28 protein-coding genes and 2 pseudogenes are annotated in these 26,568 nt (G+C 66.0%); 18 read left to right on the forward strand and 12 right to left on the reverse strand.

Going from position 1 to position 26,568, the window contains the following annotated elements; genetic code table 11:
• Window positions 1-17 precede the first annotated feature (17 nt).
• The 5 genes from LFT44_RS02310 to LFT44_RS02330 are packed head-to-tail and all read left to right on the forward strand — an operon-like array spanning window position 18 to window position 2,290.
• On the forward strand, window positions 18-467 hold the full coding sequence (locus LFT44_RS02310; protein ID WP_236800864.1) for an Asp23/Gls24 family envelope stress response protein: 450 nt from the start codon (window positions 18-20) through the stop codon (window positions 465-467).
• Window positions 464-655 carry a hypothetical protein gene (locus tag LFT44_RS02315; RefSeq protein WP_236800865.1) on the forward strand — a complete coding sequence of 64 codons (192 nt, stop codon included), beginning with the start codon at window positions 464-466 and terminating at the stop codon, window positions 653-655. Before LFT44_RS02310 ends, LFT44_RS02315 begins: the two co-directional genes overlap by 4 nt.
• On the forward strand, window positions 652-1,047 hold the full coding sequence (locus LFT44_RS02320) for a hypothetical protein (RefSeq protein ID WP_236800866.1): 396 nt from the start codon (window positions 652-654) through the stop codon (window positions 1,045-1,047). Before LFT44_RS02315 ends, LFT44_RS02320 begins: the two co-directional genes overlap by 4 nt.
• A complete protein-coding gene (locus LFT44_RS02325) occupies window positions 1,044-1,682 on the forward strand; it encodes a hypothetical protein (protein WP_236800867.1) in 639 nt (212 codons plus the stop codon). The genes LFT44_RS02320 and LFT44_RS02325 overlap by 4 nt, the downstream gene beginning before the upstream one ends.
• Window positions 1,679-2,290 carry a hypothetical protein gene (locus LFT44_RS02330; protein WP_236800868.1) on the forward strand — a complete coding sequence of 204 codons (612 nt, stop codon included), beginning with the start codon at window positions 1,679-1,681 and terminating at the stop codon, window positions 2,288-2,290. The genes LFT44_RS02325 and LFT44_RS02330 overlap by 4 nt, the downstream gene beginning before the upstream one ends.
• Before the next feature lie 52 nt (window positions 2,291-2,342).
• Here LFT44_RS02330 and LFT44_RS02335 read toward each other — a convergent pair whose 3' ends face one another.
• Window positions 2,343-4,187 carry a glycoside hydrolase family 13 protein gene (locus LFT44_RS02335; protein WP_236800869.1) on the reverse strand — a complete coding sequence of 615 codons (1,845 nt, stop codon included), beginning with the start codon at window positions 4,185-4,187 and terminating at the stop codon, window positions 2,343-2,345.
• A 140-nt stretch (window positions 4,188-4,327) separates the two neighbouring features.
• Here LFT44_RS02335 and LFT44_RS02340 point away from each other — a divergent pair, with 140 nt between their 5' ends.
• The 5 genes from LFT44_RS02340 (at window position 4,328) to LFT44_RS02360 (ending at window position 9,010) form a co-directional block, all read left to right on the forward strand.
• Window positions 4,328-5,617, forward strand: a complete 1,290-nt coding sequence (locus LFT44_RS02340) for an ABC transporter substrate-binding protein (protein ID WP_236800870.1) — start codon at window positions 4,328-4,330, stop codon at window positions 5,615-5,617.
• Between the two features lie 7 nt (window positions 5,618-5,624).
• Window positions 5,625-6,662: a carbohydrate ABC transporter permease gene (locus LFT44_RS02345; protein WP_236800872.1), complete on the forward strand. Its 1,038-nt coding sequence runs from the start codon at window positions 5,625-5,627 to the stop codon at window positions 6,660-6,662.
• Window positions 6,659-7,558: a carbohydrate ABC transporter permease gene (locus tag LFT44_RS02350; RefSeq protein WP_236800874.1), complete on the forward strand. Its 900-nt coding sequence runs from the start codon at window positions 6,659-6,661 to the stop codon at window positions 7,556-7,558. The genes LFT44_RS02345 and LFT44_RS02350 overlap by 4 nt, the downstream gene beginning before the upstream one ends.
• Entirely contained in the window at window positions 7,555-7,803 is a 249-nt protein-coding gene (locus tag LFT44_RS02355) for a hypothetical protein (RefSeq protein ID WP_236800876.1), read from the forward strand. Before LFT44_RS02350 ends, LFT44_RS02355 begins: the two co-directional genes overlap by 4 nt.
• Window positions 7,804-7,954: 151 nt before the next feature.
• The gene (locus tag LFT44_RS02360) at window positions 7,955-9,010 is read left to right on the forward strand and encodes a LacI family DNA-binding transcriptional regulator (RefSeq protein WP_236800877.1); all 1,056 of its coding nucleotides are present in this window, start codon (window positions 7,955-7,957) and stop codon (window positions 9,008-9,010) included.
• Between the two features lie 48 nt (window positions 9,011-9,058).
• On the opposite strand, the gene LFT44_RS02365 is transcribed toward LFT44_RS02360, so the two are convergent.
• A complete protein-coding gene (locus LFT44_RS02365; protein WP_236800878.1) occupies window positions 9,059-9,949 on the reverse strand; it encodes a hypothetical protein in 891 nt (296 codons plus the stop codon).
• Window positions 9,950-9,983: 34 nt separating this feature from the next.
• Window positions 9,984-10,790: an exodeoxyribonuclease III gene (locus LFT44_RS02370; protein ID WP_236800879.1), complete on the reverse strand. Its 807-nt coding sequence runs from the start codon at window positions 10,788-10,790 to the stop codon at window positions 9,984-9,986.
• Window positions 10,791-10,952: 162 nt separating this feature from the next.
• Here LFT44_RS02370 and LFT44_RS02375 point away from each other — a divergent pair, with 162 nt between their 5' ends.
• The 5 genes from LFT44_RS02375 (at window position 10,953) to LFT44_RS02395 (ending at window position 15,585) form a co-directional block, all read left to right on the forward strand.
• Complete coding sequence (locus tag LFT44_RS02375; protein ID WP_236800880.1) at window positions 10,953-12,059, forward strand: enoyl-CoA hydratase/isomerase family protein; 1,107 nt, start codon at window positions 10,953-10,955, stop codon at window positions 12,057-12,059.
• Window positions 12,052-13,056 carry a 3-hydroxyisobutyrate dehydrogenase gene (gene mmsB, locus LFT44_RS02380; protein WP_236800881.1) on the forward strand — a complete coding sequence of 335 codons (1,005 nt, stop codon included), beginning with the start codon at window positions 12,052-12,054 and terminating at the stop codon, window positions 13,054-13,056. The genes LFT44_RS02375 and mmsB overlap by 8 nt, the downstream gene beginning before the upstream one ends.
• Window positions 13,053-13,829, forward strand: a complete 777-nt coding sequence (locus LFT44_RS02385; protein WP_236800882.1) for an enoyl-CoA hydratase — start codon at window positions 13,053-13,055, stop codon at window positions 13,827-13,829. Before mmsB ends, LFT44_RS02385 begins: the two co-directional genes overlap by 4 nt.
• An 11-nt stretch (window positions 13,830-13,840) precedes the next feature.
• Window positions 13,841-14,482: a DedA family protein gene (locus LFT44_RS02390; protein ID WP_236800883.1), complete on the forward strand. Its 642-nt coding sequence runs from the start codon at window positions 13,841-13,843 to the stop codon at window positions 14,480-14,482.
• Between the two features lie 110 nt (window positions 14,483-14,592).
• On the forward strand, window positions 14,593-15,585 hold the full coding sequence (locus LFT44_RS02395; RefSeq protein WP_236800885.1) for an SDR family oxidoreductase: 993 nt from the start codon (window positions 14,593-14,595) through the stop codon (window positions 15,583-15,585).
• 31 nt (window positions 15,586-15,616) lie between these two features.
• On the opposite strand, the gene LFT44_RS02400 is transcribed toward LFT44_RS02395, so the two are convergent.
• The 4 genes and pseudogenes from LFT44_RS02400 to LFT44_RS02415 all read right to left on the reverse strand — a co-directional run bounded on the left by LFT44_RS02400 (window position 15,617) and on the right by LFT44_RS02415 (window position 18,256).
• Window positions 15,617-15,952 (reverse strand): hypothetical protein, encoded by a 336-nt coding sequence (locus LFT44_RS02400; protein ID WP_236800886.1) that lies wholly within the window; start codon window positions 15,950-15,952, stop codon window positions 15,617-15,619.
• Between the two features lie 137 nt (window positions 15,953-16,089).
• Entirely contained in the window at window positions 16,090-16,293 is a 204-nt protein-coding gene (locus LFT44_RS02405; RefSeq protein WP_009357211.1) for a cold-shock protein, read from the reverse strand.
• A gap of 133 nt (window positions 16,294-16,426) precedes the next feature.
• Window positions 16,427-17,053, reverse strand: a complete 627-nt coding sequence (locus tag LFT44_RS02410; protein WP_236800887.1) for a response regulator — start codon at window positions 17,051-17,053, stop codon at window positions 16,427-16,429.
• A pseudogene (locus tag LFT44_RS02415) lies at window positions 17,050-18,256 on the reverse strand (sensor histidine kinase). Before LFT44_RS02415 ends, LFT44_RS02410 begins: the two are co-directional and overlap by 4 nt.
• A gap of 196 nt (window positions 18,257-18,452) precedes the next feature.
• Between LFT44_RS02415 and LFT44_RS02420 the strand changes: the two are divergent.
• A complete protein-coding gene (locus LFT44_RS02420; protein ID WP_236800888.1) occupies window positions 18,453-19,016 on the forward strand; it encodes a GlcG/HbpS family heme-binding protein in 564 nt (187 codons plus the stop codon).
• A 179-nt stretch (window positions 19,017-19,195) separates the two neighbouring features.
• Here the strand turns inward: LFT44_RS02420 and LFT44_RS02425 are convergent, their stop codons facing one another.
• The 4 genes from LFT44_RS02425 to LFT44_RS02440 are packed head-to-tail and all read right to left on the reverse strand — an operon-like array spanning window position 19,196 to window position 23,303.
• On the reverse strand, window positions 19,196-20,389 hold the full coding sequence (locus LFT44_RS02425; RefSeq protein ID WP_236800889.1) for an acetyl-CoA acetyltransferase: 1,194 nt from the start codon (window positions 20,387-20,389) through the stop codon (window positions 19,196-19,198).
• A complete protein-coding gene (locus tag LFT44_RS02430; RefSeq protein ID WP_236800890.1) occupies window positions 20,386-21,057 on the reverse strand; it encodes a CoA transferase subunit B in 672 nt (223 codons plus the stop codon). The genes LFT44_RS02425 and LFT44_RS02430 overlap by 4 nt, the downstream gene beginning before the upstream one ends.
• 30 nt (window positions 21,058-21,087) lie before the next feature.
• Entirely contained in the window at window positions 21,088-22,527 is a 1,440-nt protein-coding gene (locus tag LFT44_RS02435) for a short-chain fatty acid transporter (RefSeq protein WP_236800891.1), read from the reverse strand.
• A gap of 59 nt (window positions 22,528-22,586) precedes the next feature.
• Window positions 22,587-23,303, reverse strand: coding sequence for a CoA transferase subunit A (locus LFT44_RS02440; protein ID WP_236800893.1), 717 nt, complete (start codon window positions 23,301-23,303; stop codon window positions 22,587-22,589).
• A gap of 166 nt (window positions 23,304-23,469) precedes the next feature.
• Here LFT44_RS02440 and LFT44_RS02445 point away from each other — a divergent pair, with 166 nt between their 5' ends.
• Window positions 23,470-24,264, forward strand: a complete 795-nt coding sequence (locus LFT44_RS02445) for an IclR family transcriptional regulator (protein WP_236800895.1) — start codon at window positions 23,470-23,472, stop codon at window positions 24,262-24,264.
• Between the two features lie 105 nt (window positions 24,265-24,369).
• Here the strand turns inward: LFT44_RS02445 and nadE are convergent, their stop codons facing one another.
• A complete protein-coding gene (gene nadE / locus LFT44_RS02450; RefSeq protein ID WP_236800896.1) occupies window positions 24,370-25,224 on the reverse strand; it encodes an ammonia-dependent NAD(+) synthetase in 855 nt (284 codons plus the stop codon).
• Between the two features lie 120 nt (window positions 25,225-25,344).
• Between nadE and LFT44_RS02455 the strand changes: the two are divergent.
• Window positions 25,345-26,502: pseudogene (locus LFT44_RS02455) on the forward strand (FAD-dependent oxidoreductase); the annotation flags it as partial.
• Between the last annotated feature and the right edge of the window lie 66 nt (window positions 26,503-26,568).

The following is a 26,568-nucleotide window of genomic DNA, read 5'->3' on the forward strand; positions in this document are numbered from 1 at the left end:
AGAAGGGGGAGTGCCTGATGGAATACCAGAACCCACAACCCGTGGTGCCAAGCCGTCCCGCCGCAAGCCCGGCCCCGGGCCCCGGACGGACCGTCATCTCCGAGACTGCGGTGGCCAAGGTCGCAGGAATCGCCGCGCGGGCAGTTCCGGGCGTCTATTCCCTTGGGTCGGGTCCGTCCCGTGCCCTGGGCGCCATCCGCGACGCCGTCGGAAGCTCCGACCACGCCGCCGGTGTCCGTGCTGAAGTGGGCGAAACCCAGGTAGCAGTGGACATCACCCTGGTGGCAAGCTATGGAACACCCCTGCACTCACTGGCCAATGCGGTCCGCGCCGCTGTCTACCGCGCCGTCGAGGAACTGGTGGGCCTGCAGGTCATCGAGGTTAACGTGGAAATAGCGGACGTCTACGTGCCCCCGCCCGTCAAAACCACCCCGCCCGCAACGGCCGAACGGGAGGCACTGCTGTGAGCCTCACGGTGGCAGGCGTGGCGATGGGCGCCTTCGTGGCTTTCATGTCCCTGCAATTCGGGCTGTGGGGCTTCCTTGTCTCCTTGCTCTTCATGGCCATCGGAGCGCTCCTGGGCCGGGCTGCGGAAGGGAAACTGGACCTGCGCGGCGTCTTAGATGCCATCACCGGCCGGCGTTCCTCCTCATGACAACACCCGCACCCGTTATGCCTGGGCAGGTGCTCGGCGGCCACAACCGGATCAGCACCCAGGCATTGACCAGCCTTGCCAGGGTGGCGGCGGCGCAGGCCTTGGGCGTCGACGCCCAGGATGTTCGGGCGGATTGGACGGACGACGACGGCCTGCTGGCTTTATCCCTCGTTGCCCCCATCAGCATCCCGCCTTTGCAGTCCGTGGTGCTGGAGCCGGCACGGGTGCAGGCGGCCGGCGGGTCCGTCTGGGACCGCACCGTCAGGGCCAAGGCAACCATCCTGGCAACAGTTTCCGAACTGAGCGGTTCCCGGTTGAGCCGCGTGGATATCCGCATCAGCGGGGCAAGGATCAGCACAGCAAGGACCAGTGCAGGAGGGCGGGTGCGGTGAGCAGCAGCGTGGAAGACCGCGGGGCGGCTGAGGAGACCCGGGGGAGCACCGGGACCCTCATGCGCAGGGTCCTTTACCGTGAGACCCACTCCTCCCGTGCCTCCGTGTCCATTGCCGCCGCTGCCCTCGTCCTAATTTTGGCTGCCTACGGCGTGCTGGAATCCGGGGTCCACGCCGTGGGCCAGCCCGCCTGGCTCATTGAGCCGCAGGTTGCCGCCCAGCGCATCGTGGACCTTCCGGCCGGGATCTCCCCGCTGCTGCTGTCAGCGATTGGCGCCGTCCTTGCCATGCTGGGCCTGATCTTCTTCCTTAATGGGGTCCTCCCAGGAAAACGCGCCCGCCACCTGCTGGCCGGTGCACCCGGCGAGGGCCTCCCGGCCGTGGTGGTGGATGACGAGGTCATTGCATCCTCGCTTGCCCGCCGCGCGCGCCTGGCCGCCAACGTCACGCCTGAACAGGTCATGGTGGTTGTTTCCCAGCGACAGGTGCTGGTCAACGTGCGTCCCACGTCCGGAATCCCCGTGGACCAGGACAGGGTATTGGACGCAATCCGCGACGAGCTGGACCAGATGCTGCTGGAACCTGCTCCCGTTCCGCGCGTCAACGTCACTGCTTCCGGGGTGGTTGGGGCATGAACAGCACCCCGGCACTGCTCAACCGCATCCTGCTCACTGTGCTGGGCCTGGCCCTGCTTGGAGCAGGGATCCTGTTGGTGCTGTTGGCGGCCGTTCCTCCCGTTGCTTCCTGGTGGCACGCCTGGTCCGGCGGGGTCTGGGGCGGGCTCACCCGGCTTTTCGAGTCCACGCGGTTCCCTGGCCGGTCGGAAAGCTGGTTGTGGATTGTCGTGGCAGTGGCGCTGCTGGGGCTGATGGGCCTCATGGTGGCCTGGATCGCCCAGCAAGGAAAAGGCCGGTCGAACCTCCTCGCAGCCGAATACGATCCCGGTGACACCCCCGGCGACGTCCGCATCGGCGGCGGGGTAGCGGAACAGGCGCTGAAGCAGGCTTTGGAGGGGAGACCGGACTTGGCCGGTGCCACGGTCACTGCCTATGACGTGAAGGGCTCGCCCGCATTGAAGGTCCGTCTTCTTCCGCGCCAGGGTGTCGCACCGCATCTGCTCGCGGCCGAGGTGTCAGGACTCGTGCACGCGCTGGAGTCCGTTGTGGGCAAGGAGGTGCCGGTCCTCATCCACATCGGGGCAGGGGCGCGGACGCGCTTCAGCCGGGCCGAGCGCGTCCGCTAGGTTGCCCCTGGTGCCGGCGGGCGCTGCTGCCGGTACTGCACGCCCTTCCCGGTTACCGACCGCCGTGAAGATGCCGGCCGATTTCAAGGCGCTGCCTGCTTTGAAGATAAACAGTGCAGTCCACGGGGATTTCCTGGATGGCGGCCCACTCTTCGGCGGGTTCGGGACCGCTGGAAAGGACCACGGCATAACCTTCGGGCACGGGGGCCGAGGCGAAGCTCATGTTGGACAAGACCACTGTTTCCCCATTGCGGAAAGCCAGCAGCCCGGTGCCCGGCGAGTGTTCATCGGTCCACTCCACGGTGCCGCTGCCCAGGCGCTGGGCTGCCCTGAACGCCAACGCTGCGCGGTAGAGCTCCAGCGTTGAGCCGTCCTCGCCGTCCTGTTTGTCGGCGGCTAGAGGGCCGAAGCTTTCGGGCTGCGGGAGCCACGGTTCGGGCGCTTTTGCGGAAGCGCCTTGGGAAAAACCATAACCGGGTTCTTCCCCTGCCCACGGCAGCGGAACCCGGCAACCATCGCGCCCGATTTCTGCGCCGTGGGTCCGGAAGAACGTCGGGTCCTGCCTGGCCTCCGCAGGGAGGGTAGTGTGCTCCGGAAGTCCCAGCTCCTCACCTTGGTAAAGGTAGGCCGAACCCGGCAGGGCCAGTGCAACCAGCGTGGCGGCCCGGGCCCGGGCCAGGCCCAGGGATGCGTCCGGTTGTTCGTCGTCAGGGCCAATGCCCTTTGGAAAAGTGGTGGGATCCGTCAGCCCGAACCGGGTGGCATGACGCACCGTGTCGTGGTTGCTGAGCACCCATGTGCAGGGAGCACCTACTGATGCTGCCGCTGCCAGCGAGGCGTCAATGGCGTCAGCCATGCGTTCGGCATCCCAGCCGGCCAGCAGGAAATCGAAGTTGAAGGCCTGCTGCATCTCATCGGGCCGGACGTAGCGAGCCAGCCGCTCAGCCGGTTCCACCCATGCTTCGGCAACCATCATCCGGTTTCCGCCGTATTCGGCCAGGACCTGGTTCCAGTCGCGGTAGATCGCGTGCACACCGTCCTGGTCGAAGAACGGCGACGGCGGATACATCGGGGAGACTGCCCTGTGCGGTTCCTCGGCATCGGTGTGGGCATGGGGTGCATCCCCTGGGAGGTGGCTTTCAGGGTGCGGAACGGACGTTCCCTCCACCATGGCAGCGACTCCGTCCCAGTCAGGCAGTCCCGCCTCCTTCACCAGGCCGTGGGCAACGTCCACGCGGAAACCGTCGGCGCCCCGGTCCAGCCAGAACCGCAGCACCGAACGCATCTCCTCGTGGACTTCGGGGTTGTCCCAGTTCAGGTCCGGCTGCTTGGTGTCGAAAAGGTGCAGGTACCACTGTCCCGGCGACCCGTCAGGGTTGGCCACCCGGCTCCACGCCGGGCCGCCGAACACCGACTTCCAGTTGTTGGGCGCCCGCCTGCCGTCGCCGGATCCGGGCACCTCGTCCTTGCCGTCCCTGAAAATGTACCTGTTCCGTTCGGGGCTGCCCGGTGCTGCGGCCAGCGCCTCGCGGAACCAGACATGTCCGTCGGAAGTGTGGTTGGGCACCAGGTCCACAATGACCTTCATGCCCCGGCGGTGAGCCTCCTGCAACATGGCGTCGAAGTCCGGCAGAGACCCGAAAAGCGGGTCGACCTGACGGTAGTCCGCTACGTCGTATCCCCCGTCGGCCTGCGGTGACTTGTAAAACGGCGACAGCCAGATAGCATCCACACCCAGCCGTTCGAGGTAGGGGAGCCGGTCCAGGACGCCGCGCAGGTCTCCCATGCCATCGCCGTTGCCGTCTGCGAAGGAACGGGGGTAGATCTGGTACACGACTGCGTCGGCCCACCAGGCAGAGGGACTTGGACTGGGTGCCGGAACGGTCGGGTCTGGCATTTGGTTCCCCTCTGATAACTTTTTGATGTAAACGCTTGCATTCCCGACAGCTACCTTACTAGTGTGACTGTCACCACATCAACCTCACCTAGCAAGCGCACTGTCGACTTACTTGTCACTCAGCGAGGAGCTTCAAGCTAATGAAAACCCCGAGATTCCTGCTTCCGGCTGCCACGGCCGGCATTCTGGCCCTTACGTTGTCCGCCTGCGGCGGCGGAGGTGGAGGGGGCACCACGGGCGGTGGAGGCAGTGACGCTGACGCCAACCTCGACGGCCGCGGGCCCATCACCTACGTCCAGGGCAAGGACAACAGCAACGTGGTCCGTCCCTTGGTCGATAAGTGGAACGCCGCGCACCCGAACGAAAAGGTCACGTTCAAGGAACAGACCGACCAGGCCGACCAGCAGCACGACGACCTCGTCCAGCACTTCCAGGCAAAGCAGTCCGACTACGACGTTGTGGATGTGGATGTTATCTGGACCGCGGAGTTTGCGGCCAAGGGTTGGCTGCAGCCGCTGAAGGACAAGATGGCGATTGACACCAGCGCCATGCTCAAGCCAACCGTGGAGAGCGGAACCTACAAGGGCACCCTGTACGCTGCCCCGCAGACCTCTGACGGTGGCATCCTCTACTACCGCAAGGACCTCGTTCCCACCCCGCCCAAAACGTGGGACGAGATGATGAGCATGTGCTCCATCGCCAAGCAGAACAACATCGGCTGCTACGCCGGCCAGTTCAGCAAGTACGAGGGTCTCACCGTAAACGCCTCCGAGGCCATCAACTCGGCCGGCGGCTCCGTCCTCAACAAGGATGGCAAGCCCAACCTGAACACCCCCGAGGCCAAAGCCGGCCTGGAAAACCTGGCGAAGGCCTACGCCGATGGCAACATCCCCAAGGAAGCCATCACCTACAAGGAAGAGGACAGCCGGCAGGCCTTCCAGAGCGGAAAGCTCCTGTTCCTGCGCAACTGGCCCTACGCCTTCAACCTGATCACCACTGAAGGCTCGTCCGCAGTGAAGGACAAGACGGGCCTGGCCGCCCTGCCCGGCAAGGACGGCCCCGGTGCCTCCTCGCTTGGCGGACACAACCTCGCCGTCAGCGTCTACTCCAAGAACAAGGCCACCGCGCTGGACTTCCTGAAGTTCATGACCTCCGAGGAAACTGAGAAGTTCTACGCTACCCAGGGTTCGCTGGCTCCGGTGCTTGGTTCGCTCTATGAGGACAAGGAACTGGTTGCCAAGCTGCCCTACCTGCCGGTCCTGAAGACGTCCATCGAGAACGCCGTGCCGCGTCCCGTAACACCGTTCTACCCGGCGGTCACCAAAGCAATCCAAGACAACGCATACCCGGCAATCAAGGGAGAAAAGTCAGTGGAAAGCGCACTCTCTGACATGCAGAAGTCCATCGAATCCGCTGGTGCGGGATCGTAGTTCTGCCATGGCAACCGAACTAGGCCCGACGCCGGTCAAGTCACCGGCGTCGGGCGGTACCCCCGTCCATCACGCCCCCAAAGGCGTAGGGGAGGACAACAGGATCGCAAGCCAGGGGCGCTGGGCTTCCTGGCTGCTCGCCCCCACCATCGTGGCCCTCGCGGTGGTGATTGTTTACCCGATCATCAGCGCCATCGTCATGTCCTTCCAGAAGGACGCCGGCCTGGACCCCGCTACCGGCCTCTTCACCCAGGGCGGCCCGGCAGGCATCCAGAACTACGTGAACTGGCTGGCGCAGCAGTGTGCAGCACCAAACGGCGGAACCGTCGCCTGTCCCCCCGGCACCTTGGGCGGCCAGTTCTGGTCTGCCACGGCCACTACCTTCTTCTTCACGGTAGTGACGGTGGCACTGGAGACTGTCCTGGGCTTCTGGATGGCCATGATCATGGCCCGGACGTTCCGCGGACGCAGCCTGGTCCGTGCAGCCGTCCTGGTGCCCTGGGCCATCCCCACCGCCGTTACGGCCAAGCTTTGGTTCTTCATCTTCGCGTTCGAAGGCATCGCCAACAAGCTGTTCAACACCACCATCCTGTGGACGGGCAGCGAGTGGCCGGCCAAATGGGCCGTGATCATTGCGGACGTCTGGAAGACCACGCCGTTCATGGCGCTGCTGATCCTCGCCGGTCTCCAAATGATTCCGGCGGAAGTCTATGAAGCCGCCAAAGTGGACGGCGCCACTGCCTGGCAGCGGTTCCGGCTGATCACCCTGCCGCTGGTAAAGCCGGCGCTGATGGTGGCCATCCTGTTCCGTACCTTGGATGCGCTGCGCATGTTCGACCTGCCCTACATCCTCACCGGCGGCGCGAACAATACGACCACCTTGTCCATCCTGGTGATTAACCAGATCAGGCAAGGCTTCAACTCGGCAGCTGCACTGTCCACCATTACCTTCATCATCATCTTCCTCGTCGCCTTCATCTTCGTTCGCTTCCTCGGGGCGAACGTGGTTGAACAGAGCGGCGCCACAGGAAAGGGGAAGAAATGACCACGGCAACAGCAGACGCCTCTGCGCTGCGCGCCCGGCAGGACAAGGGCCGCAAGGCTGCGCAGAACCGTGAGAAGTGGGCCCAGGGACGCACCTACCTCAGCGCAGCAATCATCCTGCTCTGGTGCCTGGCTCCGGCGTACTGGATGGTGGTCACGGCGTTCCGCGATGTGGGGTTCACCTACGACACCTCGATCCTGCCCACGCATGTCACCCTGGACAACTTCAAAACGGCGTTTGATACGTCCTTCGGGAACCGGTTTGGCCAAGCGCTGCTGAACAGTGTGTTTATCGGCGGCGTGGTGACCATCGTGTCCCTGTTGATCGGTGTGTTCGCGGCCTACGCGCTGGCCCGGCTGAACTTCAGAGGCAAGTTCCTGGTGCTCGGGTTCATCCTTGGGGCTTCCATGTTCCCCGGCGTTGCCCTGATCACCCCGCTCTTCCAGCTGTTCACCAACATCGGCTGGATGGGCACGTACCAGGCGCTGATCATTCCGAACATCTCCTTCGTGCTCCCGCTGACGGTCTACACCATGACCTCGTTCTTCCGGGAAATGCCGTGGGAGCTTGAAGAATCGGCCCGCGTGGACGGCTGCACGCAGGGGCAGGCCTTCCGGAAGGTCATCATGCCCTTGGCGGCACCGGCTATCTTCACCACGGCAATCCTGGCCTTCATTTCCTCGTGGAACGAGTTCCTGATCGCCAGCCAGCTGTCCAGTGACGCAACCCAACCGGTGACGGTGGCTATCGCCAACTTCGCCGGCGCCCAGCCCAACCAGATCCCCTACACGGCCATCATGGCCGCAGGCACCATCGTCACCATCCCGCTGGTGATCCTGGTGCTGGTCTTCCAGCGCAAGATTGTCGCCGGCCTCACGGCAGGTGCAGTCAAGTGACGGACAACGGTTCCCGCCCCCGCACTCCGGGGGCGGGAAACCGCAGCCGGCTGGTCCGATCGGGCGAGGACTTCGACATCATCATCGGCTTCCTCGCGTTCTGGGCACTGGTCCTGCTGGTGGTCACCGTGTGGATGGAAGTTACCGCCCAACCGGCCCTTGGCTGGGCGCTGGGCCTGCTGGCAACACTGCTGGCGCTGTATGGCATGGTGCGGCTGCGCAGGAAGCTGCCGGCCCGCAGGTAGGCGTTGACGCGCGCATCCGCCTTCGCGGCAACTGCGTGGATTTGCGCTGTCTAAGTTTTCATTCCCTGGCCGCGCAATGGAAAAATACAGGGCCAGGGTACACGCAGGGCCGGCTGGCTCTACGCCGAAAAGGAGTTACAGAGGGGACACGGTGGCACGGACAACGGAAAGGTCCCAGCGGGGCGGCCATAACGGCGTCAGCATCGAGGACGTTGCGGCGGCCGCCGGAGTCTCCACAGCCACCGTCTCCCGCGCAGTCCGTGGACTGCCGCGGGTTTCGCCCGCCACCCGGGAAAAGATCCTGGAAGTGGCCGGGAATCTCGGCTACGTGGCATCCTCCTCAGCCTCGGGGCTGGCCACCGGACGGACCAAGACCATCGGCGTCCTGGCTCCGTTCGTGAGCCGCTGGTTCTTTTCCAAAGCCATCGAGGGTGCTGACCGCGAACTGCATGCCCGCCACTACAACCTTTCGCTGTTCAACCTCGGCGGCCACGGCAGCAACCGGGAGCGGCTGTTCAGCAAGACCATGGTCTACAAGCAGATTGACGCCCTGCTGGTCCTTTGTATGGCGCTCACCCATGAAGAGATCGAGCACTTGCAGAAGATCGATATCCCGCTGGTTGTGGTGGGAGGGCATGTGGAGGAATGCCCCTACATTGGCATCGATGACTACGCCGCTGCCTCCACCGCCGTCCGGCACCTTATCGACCTGGGGCACCGGGACATCGCCCTGCTGCATGGCGACGACGAGACCGACCTGAATTTCGACGTCCCCCGGGTCCGCATCCTGGCGTTCAAGGACGTCATGGCGGCGGCCGGCCTGCCGACGCGGCCGGAATGGGACGAATGGGGAGACTTCACCGTCCGCAGCGGCCAGGAGGCCTTCCGCCGGTTGTGGTCCCGGCCCGGGCAGAAGCCCACGGCGATCTTCTGCGCTTCGGACGAGATGGCCATGGGAGTGATCTTCGAAGCCAACCACGCCGGCGTCAGTGTTCCGGGCGACCTGTCAGTGGTGGGTATCGACAACCACGACTTCGCAGAAGCCATGGGCCTCACCACCGTGGGCCAACGGCCGGACGAGCAGGCCGAACTGGCCACCAAGATGCTGCTCGACGAACTGGATGGCCAGGCAGGAGCTGTCCGCTCCGCGGTGGCACCCCATGAACTGATTGTCCGGCGCACCACGGCGCCGCCGCAAAACCTCTAACAGCCCACGACCTGTACGGGCACTGCACCTCTAACAGCCAGGGAACCGTTATGAGGCGCGGGCCAGCTGCCGGATGGGGATCCAGCGCGAGGCAAGCCGCCGGTAGGCCGCTGCAGCGCCGGTCATGTCACCCTCCGCCAGGCACTCGATGCCCAGCCTGATATCCATCGGCGACTCGTCCGGGTAGACCTTGTCCGCCACTGCGCCGTAGTCCAGCTCCACCATGGAGTTCACGTGGAACAGCTCAAGCCATTCCGTCAGTTGGGCCAGGTCGTCAAGCATGTCCAGGTCCGGGGCGGCGAGGGCCAGGTTGGCCACGGCATAGCGGGCCCGTTCCAGGGCTTCGGTGATGGGCGTCCAAACCCGAACGGTGAGGATCCGCCCGCCGGCTTCCACCACATCCTTGCGGTCGGATTCGGCGAACAGTGAGAACCAGCTGAACGGGATGCCCCACGTTGACGCCCGCGTGTGCACCCGGACGGAACCGTCCCTGGCCTTCACCAGGTCGATCCGCTCCTGGTGCCGGTCCCGCTGTTCCTCCGGGATCAGCAGCTCGGCCAACGGACCGTGGATGCCTTCCATCAGGGCATTGGCTGCCAGGCCAGCGCGCAGGACCAACTGGCTGGGACAGTACAGCAGGACGGGCTCGGAGTCGGCGTCAGCGCCGTCGTCGGCCGTTCCGCCTTCCGGTGACGGCGCCGTGGTGACGCGGACCAGGTCGGTGCGTCCGGTGGGGAAGGGGTCCCCGCCGGAGCGGGTGATGCGTCCCAGCGAAGCCAGCAGTTCAGCGTTTTCGACGGCGGCGCGCGAGACTGCCTGCGCCCCGGCTGCCTCGATGGCCGGGCGTTGTTCCTCCGGAAAGGCTTCCACGGGTTCGTAGACGCGCAGGGTGGAGGAGAAAGGCAGGCCGGCCTGGCCCCGGTAGAGGTTTCCCGTCATTGCGGTCTCCTTGCATGGGTCCAGGCCACGGTCATCAGTCCGCCAGTTCCACCAGCACGGGCGCGTGGTCGGAAGCGCCCTTGCCCTTGCGTTCCTCGCGGTCGATTGCGGCGCCGGTGACGCGGGCTGCCAGGGCGGGGGAGGCCAGGACGAAGTCGATCCGCATGCCCTCCTTTTTGGGGAACCGGAGTTGGGTGTAGTCCCAGTAGGTGTAGACGCCGGGGCCGGGGGTATAGGGCCGCACCACGTCCGTGTAGCCGGCGGTTTCGAATGCGTGGAACGCCTCCCGCTCGGGCGGGCTGACGTGGGTGGACCGGTTGTTGATAAACAGGTCGATGTCCCAGACGTCCTCGTCGAAGGGTGCGATGTTCCAGTCGCCCATCAGGGCCACCTGAGCCTGGGGATCGTCCGTGATCAGGGCCTGGGCGTGGGTCTTGAGGCTTTCCAGCCACTTCAGCTTGTACGGCATGTGCTCATCGTCCAGGGATCGGCCGTTGGGGACGTAAAGGCTCCAGACGCGGATGCCGCCGCACGTGGCCGCCATGGCCCGGGCTTCCTGCACGGGATCCTTGCCGGCCTTGCCGAACGACGGTTGGTCCAGGAATGTCCGCTCCACGTCCTCGAGCCCCACCCGGGAGGCGATGGCCACGCCGTTCCACTGGTTGACGCCGAAGTGGGCCACCTCGTAACCCATTCGCTCAAAGAGTTCCCAGGGGAAGTTGTCGTCCTTGCACTTGGTCTCCTGGATGGCCAGGACGTCGCAGTCGCTGCGCTGCAGCCACGCTTCGACGCGGTCGGCGCGGGCACGGAGCGAGTTCACATTCCAGGTAGCTATCTTCACGGTTCCTAACTTACCTTGGCAGCTGCACGCGGGGTAAAGCCTTCGCCGGCCCCGCCCCATGGTGCCCGTACGGTTGGTTACGGACCGGAAGGGGCGGGTATATTCGCCAACAGAATGACTTGGATCACTCATCCGGCCACCATGCGAAGGAGCACCCAGCCCATGACGGCAGCCACGGGGAATACAACGGACAGCACGGCAGGCAACGGGGGAGCGGACGTACTTTTTGAACGGCGCGGCAGGCTGGGGGTGGCAATCCTCAACCGGCCCCGGGCGGTCAACGCGCTCACCGCGGAAATGGTGGACCTGCTGCTGCGCCAACTCACCACCTGGGCAGGGGACGACGGCGTGGCCACCGTCCTGGTGCAGGGCGCCGGGGAGCGGGGCCTGTGCGCGGGCGGAGACATCGTGGCCATCTACCAGGACATGCTGCAAGGTGGAAACGCGACGGCGGGTTTCTGGCAAACCGAGTACCGCCTGAACTCCCTGATCTCCAGGTACCCCAAGCCATACGTTGCGCTGATGGACGGCCTGGTCCTCGGCGGCGGGGTTGGTGTCTCGGCGCACGGGAACGTCCGGGTCGTCACGGAGCGGACCAGGATGGGGATGCCGGAAACCACCATCGGGTTTGCCCCCGACGTCGGCGGGACCTTCCTGCTCTCCCACGCACCGGGAGAAACGGGAACCCACGCGGCCCTCACAGGCGCACACCTGGGCGCCGGAGATGCCCTGTTCCTGGGCCTTGCAGACCACTACGTTCCGTCATCCTCGGTGCCCAGCCTGATGGCGGCGCTGGAAACCGAAAGCCCGGAAGACGCCGTCGCACGTTACGCCGGGCAACCCCCTGCCTCGGTGCTTGCCGGCCAGCGGGAATGGATTGATGCCTGTTACGACTCGGACGATGCCGGGGACATTGTCGCCCGTCTCCGCGCGTGGACCGGGCCCGGGCAGGACGATGCCACGGCGGCTGCAGACACCATCGAGGCCAAATCGCCGACGTCGGTCAAGGTCACCCTGGCGTCCCTGCGCCGCGCTTCAAGCCTGACCCTCGATGAAGTGCTGGCCCAGGAGTACCGGGTAGGAATCCGCTTTCTGGGAGGACCAGATTTCCGTGAGGGAATCCGGGCCCAGGTGGTGGACAAGGACCGGAACCCGCAGTGGAAACCGGCCACCCTCGCCGAGGTGCTTCCGCAGGATGTGGACCGGTTCTTCCAGCCGCTGGACGGTGGGGAACTGGACCTGCAGGTGAAGGCGACGGACCATGCCTGACACACGCCGCGTTGCTTTCCTGGGGCTGGGGCACATGGGGAACCCGATGGCCATAAACCTGATCAGGGCCGGTTACCGGTTGACCGGCTTTGATGTGGTGCCGGCGGCACTGGAAGCGGCGCAGGCCCAGGGCGTTCCAGTGGCAGGATCGACCATTGACGCCTTGGCTGGCGCCGATGTGGTCCTGACAATGTTTCCCAGCGGCAGACACGTCCTGGACGCTTACCGGGGCGCCAGTGGGGGACCTGGCCTGCTGGCAGCAGCACAGCCGGGAACCATGTTCCTGGATTGCTCCACCATCAACGTGGATGAGGCCCGCGAAGCTGCCCGCCTGGCTATCGAAGCAGGCCACCGATCCGTCGACGCCCCCGTTTCCGGCGGTGTGGTGGGGGCCGAGGCCGGCACCCTGACCTTCATGGCCGGCGGAGACGACGCGGACTTCGAGGCCGTGCGGCCCCTGCTGGAGGTCATGGGCAAGCGGGTGGTGCACTGCGGCGGACACGGCGCCGGCCAAGCCGCCAAAATCTGCAACAACCTGATCCTGGGCGTCTCCATGATCGCGGTCAGTGAGGCCTTCGTCCTCGGCGAGAAGCTGGGCCTGACCCATCAGGCGCTGTTCGACGTCGCTTCCGCCGCGTCCGGCCAGTGCTGGGCGCTGACCACCAACTGCCCGGTGCCGGGACCGGTCCCCGCCAGCCCTGCCAACCGGGACTACCAGCCGGGCTTTGCTTCAGCACTGATGGCCAAGGACCTAAACCTCGCGGTCAACGCCCTTAACGGCACGGGGGTGGCGGGGGAAATGGGGGCGCTCGCCGCCCATATCTACGATAGGTTTGCCGCGGAGGGCGGCGCAGGCCGTGACTTTTCCGCCATCATCACCGAGATCCGCCGGGCATCCGGCAAGCCTGCCCGGGACGCGGTAGCCGGGGAGCATTCCCCCGGGGAGTCGCCCGGCAGGCACAGTACAACAGCACACGACGACGGGAGTCCCGAATGACGGAGTACGCCAACATCCTGGTGGAGCAGCAAGGCAGGGTAGGGCTGGTGACGCTCAACAGGCCCTCCGCGCTGAACGCGCTGAACAAAGCCACCATGGAAGAGTTGGTGGCAGCCGTCACCGCCATGGACTCCGATCCGGGCGTGGGGGCGGTAGTGATCACGGGCTCGGGCAAGGCCTTCGCCGCGGGAGCCGACATCAAGGAGATGGCGGACCAGAGCTACATGGACATGTACCTGGCTGACTGGTTCCGGGGCTGGGAGGACTTCGCCCGGCTGCGGATTCCCACCATCGCCGCAGTGTCGGGCTTTGCCCTGGGCGGCGGCTGCGAACTGGCCATGATGTGCGACCTCATCATTGCCGGCGACAATGCGAAATTCGGGCAGCCCGAAATCAACCTGGGCGTCCTCCCGGGCATGGGCGGGTCCCAGCGGCTCACCCGGGCTGTGGGCAAGGCCAAGGCCATGGACATGATCCTCACCGGCAGGTTCATAGACGCCGAGGAAGCGGACCGGTGCGGGCTGGTGTCGCGCGTGGTTCCGGCGGCGGACGTGGTGTCCGAGGCACTCACGGTGGCCGGGGTGATAGCCGGCAAATCCAAGCCAGCGGCGATGGCAGCCGTGGAAGCCGTCAATGCGGCCTTCGAAACCGGCCTGGCCCAAGGAGTCCAGTTCGAACGGCGGCTCTTCCATTCCCTGTTCGCCACCGAGGACCAAAAGGAAGGCATGGCGGCGTTCACCGAGAAGCGCCAGCCCGAGTTCAAGCACCGGTAGTGTGGACAACCATGACCGGTGCAGCCAGCCCCACGGAGGGGCTTACGGGACTCGTGGGCTTTGCGGCGAGGGCCATTGATACCCTGGGCGAGTGGGGCGTTGGCGCCTTTACGCTCGCCGAGACTGTGGTGCCGCCGATCCCCAGCGAGGTGATACTCCCGTTGGCGGGCTACCTCGCCAAGCAGGGCTCCCTGAACCTCTTCCTCGTCTTCGCCACCAGCACCCTTGGTGCGTACCTGGGGGCATTATTGCTCTACTGGCTGGGCGCCAAACTGGGTTTGGACAGATCCATCCGATGGTTGTCCAAGCTGCCGCTGGTGGACCGGGAGGACTTTGAGCACGCGGCGGGCTGGTTCCGCCGCCACGGCAGGTCCTCCATCTTCTTCGGCCGCCTGCTGCCCGGGGTACGCAGCCTCATTTCCCTGCCGGCGGGAGCGGCAGCCATGCCCGTGGGAACCTTCAGCCTCTTCACCCTCGCCGGCAGCGGCCTCTGGAACGGCGCCCTCATCGGCCTGGGCTACCTTTTGGGCACTCAGTACAGGCTCATCGAGGAGTACTCGCACTACCTCAACTACGCCGTCTACGCCGCGCTGGCCGTTGCCGTGGTCCTGCTCGTCGTCCGGCGGACCAAACGCGCCAAGGCCAGGCGCTGACAACTGGCGTCTGAAAGGTTGTCAGCGACTGGGGCCTCTCGGTACCATCGCACTGGTAAGCATACTTAGTGTTGATGGCCGTGTCTGCGGGGGCACGGAACGGAGTCGGGATGCGGGTCAAAAAGGCAGTTGTGGTCATCACCGGAGCCTCAAGCGGCATCGGCCGTGCAACGGCGCTGGCCTTCGCGGACAAGGGTGCCCGGCTGGTCCTCGCCGCACGAAGCGCCGCTGCCCTGGAAAGCCTGGCTCATGAGGTGAGGAGGCGGGGAGGCAAGGCCATTGCCGTCCCGACGGATGTCACGGACGCCGCAAGCGTTGAAGCACTTGCGGACCGGGCCGTGAAGGAGTTTGGGCGGCTGGACATCTGGGTGAACAACGCCGCCGTCGGAGTTTTTGGCCGCCTCACCGATATTCCTCTTGCAGACATCAGGCGCGTGCTGGACGTCAACATCGGGGGCTACATCCATGGTGCCCGCGCCGCGCTGCCCCGGCTTCGTGCACAGGGATCAGGGGTGCTGATCAACGTCGCATCCATCGTGGGCGAGAAATCCCAGCCCTACACGGCCGCGTACTCCATGTCCAAAGCTGCGGTGCGGGCCCTGAGCGTCAGCATCCGGTCCGAACTGCGGCTGGACGGAGTGCGGAAAGTGAAGGTCTGCACGGTGCTGCCCGCGGCCATCGACACGCCCTTCTTCCAACATGCGGCAAACTACACCGGACGGAAAGTGGTAGCGATGCCGCCGGTCTACACCCCGGAACGCGTGGCAGGAACCATCGTCAGCCTGGCCGCCAAGCCCCGGCGCGAGGCAGTGGTGGGCCCCGCCGGACGGCTGATGGTCCTTCAGCACAAGCTCACGCCGGCCAAGGTGGAAGCCGCCATGGCCGCGCAGGTGGATAAGACCCACTTGTCACGGAAGAAGCCGGCAGCTGCCACGACGGGAACCCTCTACGAGCCGTCAGGCCACAGCCGCAAGGCTTCAGTCAGCGGCGGCTGGCAGGGGAGGCGGCGGACGGCGCGGCGCAGGATGGTGGCCGCAGGCACGGTGGCGGGGGCCGTCGTCGTGCTTTGGAGCCGGAGGCAGCTGACGCACCCCGCAGCCTGAACCCTGCAATGGCCGGCAGGCGCCAGCGGAGTCACCTGGCGTGCCGGTCCCGGGGTGTACGGTGCCTGGCCTGGGCAACCAGGCGCGTGAACGCAAAAACAAAGATTGCCTCGAACAGCAGCATGAGGCCCATCAGCAGCCACTGCTGCCGGGTGATGAAGACTATGCACCCGGTCAAGGCCAGGATGGTTCCCAGGGCGAGCGCGTAAACGGCGAAGCCGACCGCAACCCGCGCGCTGCGTACGCCGGTCCGGAACCCGAACCCGTGCGGCTCCCCGCCGGGCTGGCCGGGGACGCGGTCCTGCGCGGCAGGTCCGAGGGAGTCGAACTCCTCCCACGGATCCCGGTCCTGGTCCTGTCCCGTCATGCCCCCATTATCCCAAACTGTAGAAGCGGAGGGGGGGCTGGGCAGCCAAGGCGGTGCATGAAAACAGCGGCCGCTCCACCCTGGGGTGGAGGGGCCGCTGAATGGGGTCCCGGCAGCTGCCGGAGGCCGCCGAAGACTTAGAGCGGGCGGATATTCTCTGCCTGCGGGCCCTTGGGGCCCTGGGTCACATCGAATTCGACCTTCTGGTTCTCGTCCAGGGAGCGGTAACCGCTGGTGGCGATTGCCGAGTAGTGGGCGAAAACGTCAGCGGACCCGTCATCGGGGGCAATGAAGCCAAAACCCTTTTCGGCGTTGAACCATTTAACTGTGCCTGTTGCCATGGCTGCATTCCTTCATGTGACTCTGATTCTCTCCCCGGGGATCGTCCCGGAGTGCGCGGGAGGTAATCCCCCACTGTCCCCAAACGTACGGGGCGGAGGGCCTGGGTGCAAGGGTATTCGCGATAAAGCCACCTCAACGCATGCCTTCGCGGCGGATTGCGGTGGCAATGGCTGCCGCCCGGGTATCAACTCCAAGCTTGGCGTAGATGTGTGCCAGATGGGTTTTTACCGTGGCCTCGGAGATGAAAAGCCGGCGGCCCAGTTCGCGGTTGCTGAGCCCCTCGGTGAGCAGGCTCAGCAGCTCGGCTTCGCGCGGTGTCAGGACTTCGTCCGGGTTGCGGAGCTGCTGAAACAACCGGGATGCCACCGGCGGGCTCATGACGCTTTTGCCTTGGACGGCGCCCCGAATGGCGGCGAAGATTTCTTCCGGGGCAGCATCCTTCAACAGGTAACCCATCGCGCCGGCGTCCACTGCACGGACAATGTCGGCGTCGGAATCGTAGGTGGTGAACACCAGGATGGCCTGCCGGCCGTTAAGGTCCCTGATCCGCCTGATCGCTTCGAGCCCGTCCATGCCCGGCCCCATGGCCAGGTCCATCACCACCACGGCGGGGGAGTGGATCTGGGCCAGCTGCACGGCTGCCTCGCCGGACGCAGCCTCACCCACCACCTCGATGTCGGGCTGGGTGGACAGCAGCGCGCGCAGGCCGCTCCTCACCACCAGATGGTCGTCCACCAGCAGGACCGTGATGGTGCTCATCTGCCTCCTTCCACCGGCAGTTGCGCCGCCACTATGGTTCCTTCGCCCGGGGCACTTTGCACCGAGAAGCTTCCACCCAGCTGCTCTGCCCGCTGCCGCATGGCCCGCAGGCCGTACCCTCCTGCATTCGATGGCGGAGTTGCCGCTGACGGATCAAAGCCGGCGCCGTCGTCGTAGATATCCAAAGTGACGGAGTCCGGCAGGAAGCCCACGGTCACCGCTGCTGTCCTGGCGTCCGCATGGAGCGCAATGTTTGACGCTGCGCTTTGCGCCACCCGAAGCAAGCCGTGGCGGACCTCTGGTGGGACTTGCCGTGGCTCGCCCGTCACCAGCAGGGTGGCTCCGGGCACGTACTGCCGGGCGGCGAGGCACAGTGCGTCCGGCAGGGGTGTCGCGTCAATTCCCGGTGAGGCCAGGTCGTGCACCAGGCTGCGGGTCTCGGACAGGTTGATGCGCAGCAGGGCGGTGGCCTGCCTGAGATCCGCCTGTGCGCCAGGGGCAGGCCAGGAACGGTCCGCCGCTTCGAGCAGGAGCAGGCTGCTGGCCAGGCCCTGGGTGACGATGTCGTGGATTTCCCGGGACACGCGCTCACGCTCGGCGATGGTGCCGGCCCGACGCTCGCTGGCCGCCAGCTGGTCCTGGGCGAGCGAAACCTCGGCGTTGAGGCGCCGCTGCTCCTCCGCATCGTGTTGGATACGGTCGTACACCAGTGTGAGCATGAGGCCCACCGCAACCGGCCCCAGAAGCATCGCCAGATCGGTGCCACCGCTCAACCTGAAGAGGCCTGCCGCCGTAGCAGCCGCCGTTGTCCCCGCCGCAACGTACGCAGCCGTTCCGGCAAGGGCACTGCGGCACAGAAAGAAGAGCGCGAACGAGCACCAGGCGAAGCTCGGTGCCGCACCACCAGCACCGCCCATACAGCCACCAGGGTGAACATCCACGGCAGCCCTGGCCTGCCCCGCCTGGCCAGGACTGCGACGGCGGCATACAGCAGGCTTGCCGCGGCCGCCAGGCCCAGGACCAGCAGGTTATCCGCGGGCTGTGACGCATGATGTACCTGACCAGGGATGCAACCAGGAGCACCGCGAACCCGAGGTGCACCGCTGTACCGATGCTGCCCAGGCTGGTGCCGGCGGCACGGTGGGGCCGGACCCCTTGCCCGATGTCTTCAGCAGGCGTGGCGGTGGGAACTCCGGTAGGCATGGGACGCCGCCTGTTCTTCGTGGTGGGAACGCTGTCTCCATGCTATTGCCCCCGCCCCTGCTGGTCCTCAGCCTTTTGGCTGATACGGCTGGCCTTTGGTCTGAACGGGAAGCAGCCCAAGGCCCGATGGCAGGCGACGCCGCCCCCGGAAGGATTGATGCGTATCCTCCAGCCAATCCGATCCCAGGGAGTCACCGTGAAGAAGTCCCACAAAGTATTCGCCGCCGCAGCAGCAGGCGCGCTCGTCCTGACCGCAGGGGCCACGGCGGCCGCCAACGCCGGGCCGGGACCCGCGCCCGCGGCCGTTCCCGCCGTCGACGTCCAGCCTGCGCCCGGGATTGTTGTCCAGCAGAACCGTATTTCCGTTGGCGCCTCCTTCACCGCGGTGAACGCCGCCCTCGCCAAATGCCAGGCGGATAAGCTCCCGTTTGTCACCGTGGCCCTCGTGGACCGGTTCGGCACCATCCAGGCCCTGCTCCGGGGGGACAACGCGGCGGAGCACACCATCGAAGCCGCAAAGCAGAAGGCATACACCGCCGCGGCGTTCGGTGCGCCCACGAGCGAACTGGCCAAGCGGATCAATGGGAACGGCCCGTCCATCACAGACCTGCCAGGCACCCTGTTCCTGGCGGGAGGTGTCCCGCTGAAGGTCAACGGAGTTTCGGTGGCCGGCATCGGCGTCGGTGGTGCTCCCGATGGCGCGTTGGATGAAGCCTGCGCCACCGCCGGCGCGGAAGCCATCGCTGGCGCAGGGAAGTAGGCTGCAGGAAAGTAGGCTGCAGGGATGCGGCAGTTCAGGCGGAAGTCAATCGCAGCCTTCCGCCTGACCCGCCCCTTCCCATGCCGAGTCGGGGCACTTTGGCGCGGACACGCCGTCGTAATTCCCCGGACGGCCGGTGTACCGCATCAAAGTGCCCCGCGACGGGCGGATATCCCCAGCTAGACGGCTTCGAGGATGCTGACGTAGTTGGCGATACCCGCGCCGCCCATGTTCTGCACGGCTGCCCGCCGTGGAGCCGCCAGCTGCATGTCGCCGGCGGTCCCCGTGAGCTGCATGGCTGCCAGGACATGCTGGGATACCCCGGTTGCGCCAACCGGGTGGCCCTTGGATTTGAGGCCGCCGGACACGTTGACGGGCAGCTTTCCGTCCTTGAAAACCCAGCCTTCCTCCAGCGCACGGGCGCCCTGGCCGGGTTCTGCCAGGCCCATGGCCTCATACATCAGCAGTTCGGCGATCGTGAAGCAGTCGTGGACCTCTGCGAGGTCCAGGTCATGGATGCCAACACCGGCCATCGCCAGGGCGCGCTGCCAAGAAACCCGGGTGGCTTCGAAGGCGGTGGGGTCCCGGCGGGCGGCAGGGAAGAAGTCATTCGCCTGGCCAAAGCCGGCGAGCCGCACGGCAGGGTTGGTGCCGCCGGTGGCGGACGTAGAGAGGACGACGGCGGCAGCGCCGTCGGACACGGGGGAGCAGTCGGTGCGGCGCAGGGGATCGGCCACCATGGGATTCTTGTCCGAAACAGTCCGGCAGAACTCCTCGCCAAGGTCCTTCCGAAGCTGCGCGTACGGGTTGTCCACGCCGTTGCGGTGGTTCTTGGCAGCGATACTGCCCAGGACGTCGCCCAGTTTCCCGTCGGTGTCGTAACGCTTCTCGTAGTGCTTCGCGACCTCCGCGAAGAGGCCGGTAAAACCTGTGGTGGAGGGCTTGCCGGCCATGTCGTAGTCCGCGCCCAGCAGTCCGGCGCCCACCACGTCGGCGCCGGCGTGGGTCATCTTCTCCGCGCCAATGACCAGGACAGTCTTTGCTGTGCCGGCAAGGAGGGACTTGGTGCCCTGCTGGAACGCGGCTGAACCCGAGGCGCAGGCGTTCTCCACCCGGGTGGCGGGGACGTTGGCCAGGTCCGGTGAGACCTGCAGCGCCAGCGAGGACGGGAACGCCAGTGGCATCATGCCGGAGTTGAACTGGCCCACGTAGACTTCGTCGATCTGGCCGGGCTCAATCCCGGCGGTGCTGATGGCCTCGGTAGCCACCTGCACGATCAGGGACTCCAGGGTTTCCTCCGTCAGCTTGCCAAACCGGCTGTGGCCCCAGCCGGTAAGCAGGACATCCTTGCCGAATTGTTCCTTGAGGCTCATGCCGCCACTTCCTTCTCATCGAGCCGGACTTCGAAGCCGGCTTCGGTCTTTTCCCGGATCTCCTCTACCGTGACCCCCGGAGCCAGCCGGGTCAGCGTGAGCTGCCGCCCGCCGTCGTCCGTCTTGTTCAGGTCGAAGACGGCGAGGTCGCTGATGATCCTGTCCACGCAGCTGAGCCCGGTCAGCGGAAGCGTGCATTCGCGCACGATCTTGGCCGTGCCATCCTTGGCGTTGTGTTCGGTGAGGACCACGACGCGCGGGGTGCCGGCCACCAGGTCCATGGCACCGCCCATGCCCTTGACCATCTTGCCCGGGATGGTCCAGTTGGCCAGGTCGCCGTTTCCGGAGACCTGCATGGCGCCCAGGATGGCCACCTTGACGTGCCCGCCGCGGATCATGCCGAAGGAGGTGGCCGAGTCGAAGATGCTCCCGCCGGGCAGGACCGTGACGGTTTGCTTGCCGGCGTTGATCAGGTCAGCGTCCTCCTCGCCCTCAAAGGGAAAGGGGCCCATGCCCAACAGGCCGTTCTCGCTCTGCAGCACCACCCGCACGCCCTCGGGCAGGTTGTTGGCCACCAGCGTGGGGATGCCGATTCCCAGGTTCACGTAGTCGCCGTCGTTCAGTTCCTCCGCCGCGATGGCGGCCATTTCATCCCTGGTCCATCCCATGGGGTTTCTCCTTAGTCTTGTTAGCTGTACTCAGTTGGGTATTACCGGTGGCACGAACTCGAACGTCATCCCCAGCAGCCAGGCCAGCAGCAGGACCACCGGAAGGTGGAAGAGGAACTGCTGGAAGGTGAAGCCCACCAGGTCCCGGGCGCGCAGGCCCAGGACGGCCAGCAGCGGCAGCATGAAGAACGGGTTGATGAGGTTGGGCAGCGCCTCGGCCATGTTGTAGATCTGTACGGTCCAGCCGAGGTTCATGTTCACGTCCGTGGCGGACTGCATGACGTAGGGTGCCTCCACCAGCCACTTTCCGCCGCCGGAGGGGACGAACATCCCCAAGAGGGCGGTGTAGATGGCGATGATGACGGCGAATGCCCCGTTGCCGCCGATGCTGGTGAAGAAGTGGGCCAGGTGTTCTGACACCGAGAGGCCGCCGGCGCCGGTGGCTTTGGTCAGGATGGCGGCCATTGCCGCGTAGAGCGGGAACTGCACCAGGATTCCTGCAGTGGCGGGGACGGCTTTGGTCACTGACTGGAGGAACTTGCGCGGCGTTCCGTGCAGCACCAGTCCCAGCATCAGGAAGACCAGCAGGTATCCGTTGAGTGAACTGACAACGCTCAGGATGGGCAGGGTGAGCAGCTGGGACACCAGCCAGCCCAGGGTCAGCACGCCGGCCAGGATGGGCAGGACCCTGCTGTATTCGAGCCATTCGCCTGGCCGGGACTTTTCGGCCGGCGGTTCGGGCTGGTCATCAAGGTCGACGCCGAGGTCGGCTGCCGTTTTGACGCCGGCTCCCGTTGGGGCGGAGAAGTGCGCAATGACGGTGGTCAGCAGCATCAGGATGGCCAGGGTCAGCAGGGACTGCCAGGTGAAGATGGTGGTTCCGAAGTCCAGGACGCCGGTGATCTTCAGCAGCGCCGGCGGGATGGAGGCCTTGGTCGCCTGCAGCTGGGCGGCGGAGGAGGACATGCCCAGCGCCCAGACTGCGCCCAGCCCCATGAAGGCCGCGGCACCAAGGGCCCGATAATCGACATGCAGATCCGCCCGCCGGGCCACCGCGCGCGCCAGGAGCCCGCCAAAGATCAGGCTCAATCCCCAGTTGACGAAGGAAACGGACATGGACAGGACGGCTACGAAGCTGACGGCCGAACGTGCCGAGTTCGGAACTTGTGCCAGCCGCTCGATCAGCCGGGCCACCGGCGGGGACGTGGCCACAACGTAGCCGGTCAGCACCACCATGGCCATCTGCAGGGTGAAGGCGGTGAGGTCCCAGAACCCGTTGCCGAAGGAATCCACCACGGCTTTGGGTGAGGCGCCGATGGCCAGCGCCGCGATGGCCACCAGCAGTACGCCTGCCAGGGCAAAGATGTACGCGTCAGGGAACCACTTCTGTGTCCACCCGGCCAGCTTCTCAGCCATCCGGGCCAAGCCCTTCTGGCGGACATCCTGGTCGTTGAATTGCACGGCGGTCATGAGGGTGATTCTCTCCATCGAGTCGTGGTGTGGGGCGCGCGGCGCGCTTTAGACGGCGGTCAGGCCGGGATGAGCCCGGCGCGCTGCCGGACGGTCCGCTGCTCGATGTCCTTGACCCGGTCCGTTGCCTGCACCAGCCGCTGGACAAAGACGCCGGGCGTGACGATGAGGTTGGGGTCCAGTCGGCCGGACTCCACAATCACTTCCGCCTCGGCGACGGTGAGGATTCCGGCGGTCGCCACAACGGGGTTGAAGTTCCGGGCAGTGTAGCGGTAGGTCAGGTTGCCGTCCGTGTCCGCGGTGTGGGCGTGGACAAGTGCGACGTCGGCCCGGATGGCGCGCTCCTGGACGTACGTTTCGCCGTCGAACACCTCGTGCGGCTTGCCTTCTGCCACGAGGGTGCCCACGCCGGTCTTGGTGTAGAAGGCCGGGATACCGGCGCCGCCGGCGCGGAGCCGCTCGGCGAGGGTGCCCTGCGGGGTGAACTCCACCTCGAGCTTGCCGGCGAGGTACTGCTCGGCGAACAGCTTGTTTTCGCCGACATAGGAGGCGATCACCTTGTGGACCTGGCCTGCCTCGATCAGGATGCCCAGGCCCTTGCCGTCCACGCCCATGTTGTTGGACACCACGGTGAGGTCCCGGACACCGGAGTCCCGGACGGCTTCGATCAGGTCGGCGGGAATGCCGCTCAGGCCAAACCCGCCGACGGCGAGGGTGATGCCGTCCTGCAGGGCTCCTTCCAGGGCGGTGGCAGCAGAAGCCTGGAGTTTCTTCATGACGTCTCCTCGTTGAGCGCGGCGGTCGTCCACTAAGTGGACGCCTGGGATCTGAGTTTGGAGACTACGGGCGGTTGGCCGAGAGTGTCAAGAATCACTGGCTGCGGCCTTACAGTATGGACACTAGAATGAAAAGCATCCATATTGTGGACAACAAGGAGGATTGATGGCTGGCACGCCGGTACAGGGTGCCCAGGTGGTGGCGCGCGTTGCTGGGCTGCTGCGGCTGGTGGGCCGCAGCGCCGAAGGTATGCCGCTGGCAGGCCTGGTCCGCGAATCGGGCCTCACCCGACCCACGGTCCACCGGCTCCTGGCATCCCTCGCCGCGGAAGGCCTCCTGGACCACGACCCCGTGACGGGCAACTGGGTGCTGGGGCCGGAAATACTGCTGATGGGTTCGGTGGCTTCGGCGCGCTTTCCCATGGAGGACATTGCCCGGCCCAGCCTGCGCCGGCTGGCACAGGCAACGGGCGAGAGCGCCTTTTTCTCGATCCGCCGCGGGGCGGAGACGGTATGCCTGCTGCGTGAGGAAGGCACCTTCCCGGTCCGGTCCTTCGTCCTGCACGAGGGGGTGCGGTTCCCGCTGGGAGTAGCGTCGGCGGGGACGGCCATCCTGGCCTTCCTGCCGAAAGCCGAACAGGAGGAATTGCTGGGCCGCTGGAGCGAACACGCCGGCGCCTTCGCCGCGCACCACACTCCGCAGCTGGTGCGGGAAAACCTGGCCCGCACCCGGCTGGCCGGCTACTCGGTGAACCCCGGGCTGGTCCTGGAGGGCAGCTGGGGTATGGGCGCCGCGGTGTTCGACCGGTCCGGGAAGCCGGCCTGGGCGCTGTCCCTGACCGGCATCGAGCCTAGGTTTAAGCCCGAGCGGCAGGAGGAGCTGGGTGGCCTGCTGATGGCGGAGGCGCACCGGATTACCCAACAGTTGGGCGGGGGCGACGGCGGCCGGCGCACCCGCTGAGTCTTCCCAACTATGGCAGCGAACGACGACGGCGGGCCGCACTTTTTCGGCGCGGCCCGCCGTCGTACTCCCCAAAGGTGGTGAAAATTCAGTGCCGGGGGATGGTTACAGTCCCGCGCGGGGCTCCTCCGGGCCTTCTTCCTTCCACCAGGTGTCAAAGATGGTCACCGGCACCGTGCGCTTGTGGCGCGTGCGCAGGTACTTCTGCTCGATGGACTCGGCCACGGCGTCCGGAACCTCGCGGCCTTCAAGGTAGTCGTCGATCTGGTCGTAGCTGAGGCCCAGTTCGTCCTCGTCCGTGCGGCCCGGCCGGTCATCGAGCAGGTCGGCCGTGGGGACCTTCTCCCAGACCCGCGCCGGCGCTCCCAGCTCGGCCAGCAGGGCCCGGTTCTGCCGCTTGTTGAGGCCGAACAGGGGCAGGATGTCCGCGCCGCCGTCGCCGTACTTGGTGAAGAACCCCGTGACGGACTCGGCGCCGTGGTCCGTGCCGAGCACCAGGTAGTTGAACTCCCCGGCCAGCGCATACTGGGCGATCATCCGGGTGCGGGCCTTGGTGTTGCCCTTGTGGAAGTCGGAAATCTCCGAGCCCACGGTCTTCTCGAACTCGTCCTCGAAACCATCCACCGCCGCGGAGATGTTGAAGGTCCACTCCGTCTTGGCCTTGATGAAGTCCAGGGCCGCCTGGGCGTCTTCCTCGTCGTGCTGGACCCCGTAGGGCAGGCGGACGGCCACGAAGTTGGCCTCAACACCTTCAGCCTCGAGTTCATCCACTGCCAGCTGCGCAAGCTTCCCGGCAAGGGATGAATCCAGGCCGCCCGAGATGCCCAGGACAAAGCCCTTGGTGCCCGTGGCCTTGAGGTATTCCTTGAGGAACGTGACGCGTTTGCGCACCTCCCCTGCGGGATCGATCCGGGGCTGAACGCCCATTTCTTCAATGATCTTGGCCTGGAGTTCGCGCATGTGGTCCAGCCTAGCCAGCACTGTCAACAACCCTCAACTGTTCCAGGAAGGTCCCGTGCGGCGTAGCGTAATCGCATGGAGCGGACGGGGTGTGCCGTGGTGGGCGGCGGCCCGGCGGGAATGGTGCTGGGCCTGCTGCTGGCGCGGGCCGGAGTGAACGTGACGGTCATGGAGAAGCACCGTGACTTCCTGCGGGATTTCCGCGGCGACACGGTGCACGCGTCCACCGTCCGGCTGATCGACGAACTGGGTTTGGGGGCAGGATTCCGCAGCTTGCCGCAAAGCCGCCTGAGCAATGTCGCCGTCCCGGTGCCCGGCGCCGGACTGGTCACCCTTGCGGCCTTTGACTCCCTGAAGCCCCCGTACAACTACGTGGCCATGATGCCCCAGTGGGACTTCCTGGATTTCCTCGCCTCAGCAGCCGCCGAGGAACCAACGTTCACGCTGCTCATGGAGAGCGAGGCAACAGGTTTGGAGTTCGACGGCGGGCGGGTCACCGGAGTGCGCTACCGGGAGGTCGGTACTTCCAGTGAGCACGTCCTGCACGCGGACGTGGTGGTGGCGGCGGACGGCCGGCATTCGGTGCTGCGCCAGGCGGCGGGAATGCGCCCCCGGGAATACCCGGTGCCTTTTGACACCTGGTGGTTCAGGCTCCCGCGCCACGCCTCAGAAAGGGGCGAAGTGGCGGGAGTGGTGCCCTCGCTGGGTAACCGGGATGCCATGATTGCCCTCAACCGCACCAACTATTACCAGATGGGATACCTTGCCCCGAAGGGTTCTGATGCCAGGATCAGGGCTGACGGGGTGGACCGGTTCCGGCAGCGGGTGGCGGCTCTCCGCCCGGACCTTGCCGACCGCGTCGATTCCATCAGCAGCGTGGAGGACCTGCATTGGTTGGACGTGAAACTGAACCGACTGCGGCGCTGGTACGTGGACGGCTTCCTGTGCATTGGGGACGCCGCGCACGCGATGTCCCCAGCCGGAGGAGTGGGCATCAACCTCGCCATCCAGGATGCGGTGGCGGCAGCGGAGCGGCTGGCCCCGGACCTTCGTCGGGGTTATGTGCGCACCAAAACCCTGGCAGCCATCCAGCGCCGCCGCCGCATGCCCACGGTGGTGGTGCAGACCGTGCAGCGCATCATGCACCGGGTGGTGTTCGTTCCGCTCTTCGACGGGAAGCTGTCCGGCGACATGCTGGCCGGCAAGGGGTCGGGCGCCAGGTTCCTGATCCAGCGTGCGATCTTCTTTATCCTGCGCCACAACCCCGTAGTGAAGCGTCTCCTCCCGCGCGTCATCGCGTTCGGACCGCGACCGGAGCATGCGCCGGCCTTCGCGCGCCCGCTC

The sequence above is a fragment of the Arthrobacter sp. FW306-05-C genome, assembly GCF_021801725.1.
Lineage (GTDB): Bacteria > Actinomycetota > Actinomycetes > Actinomycetales > Micrococcaceae > Arthrobacter.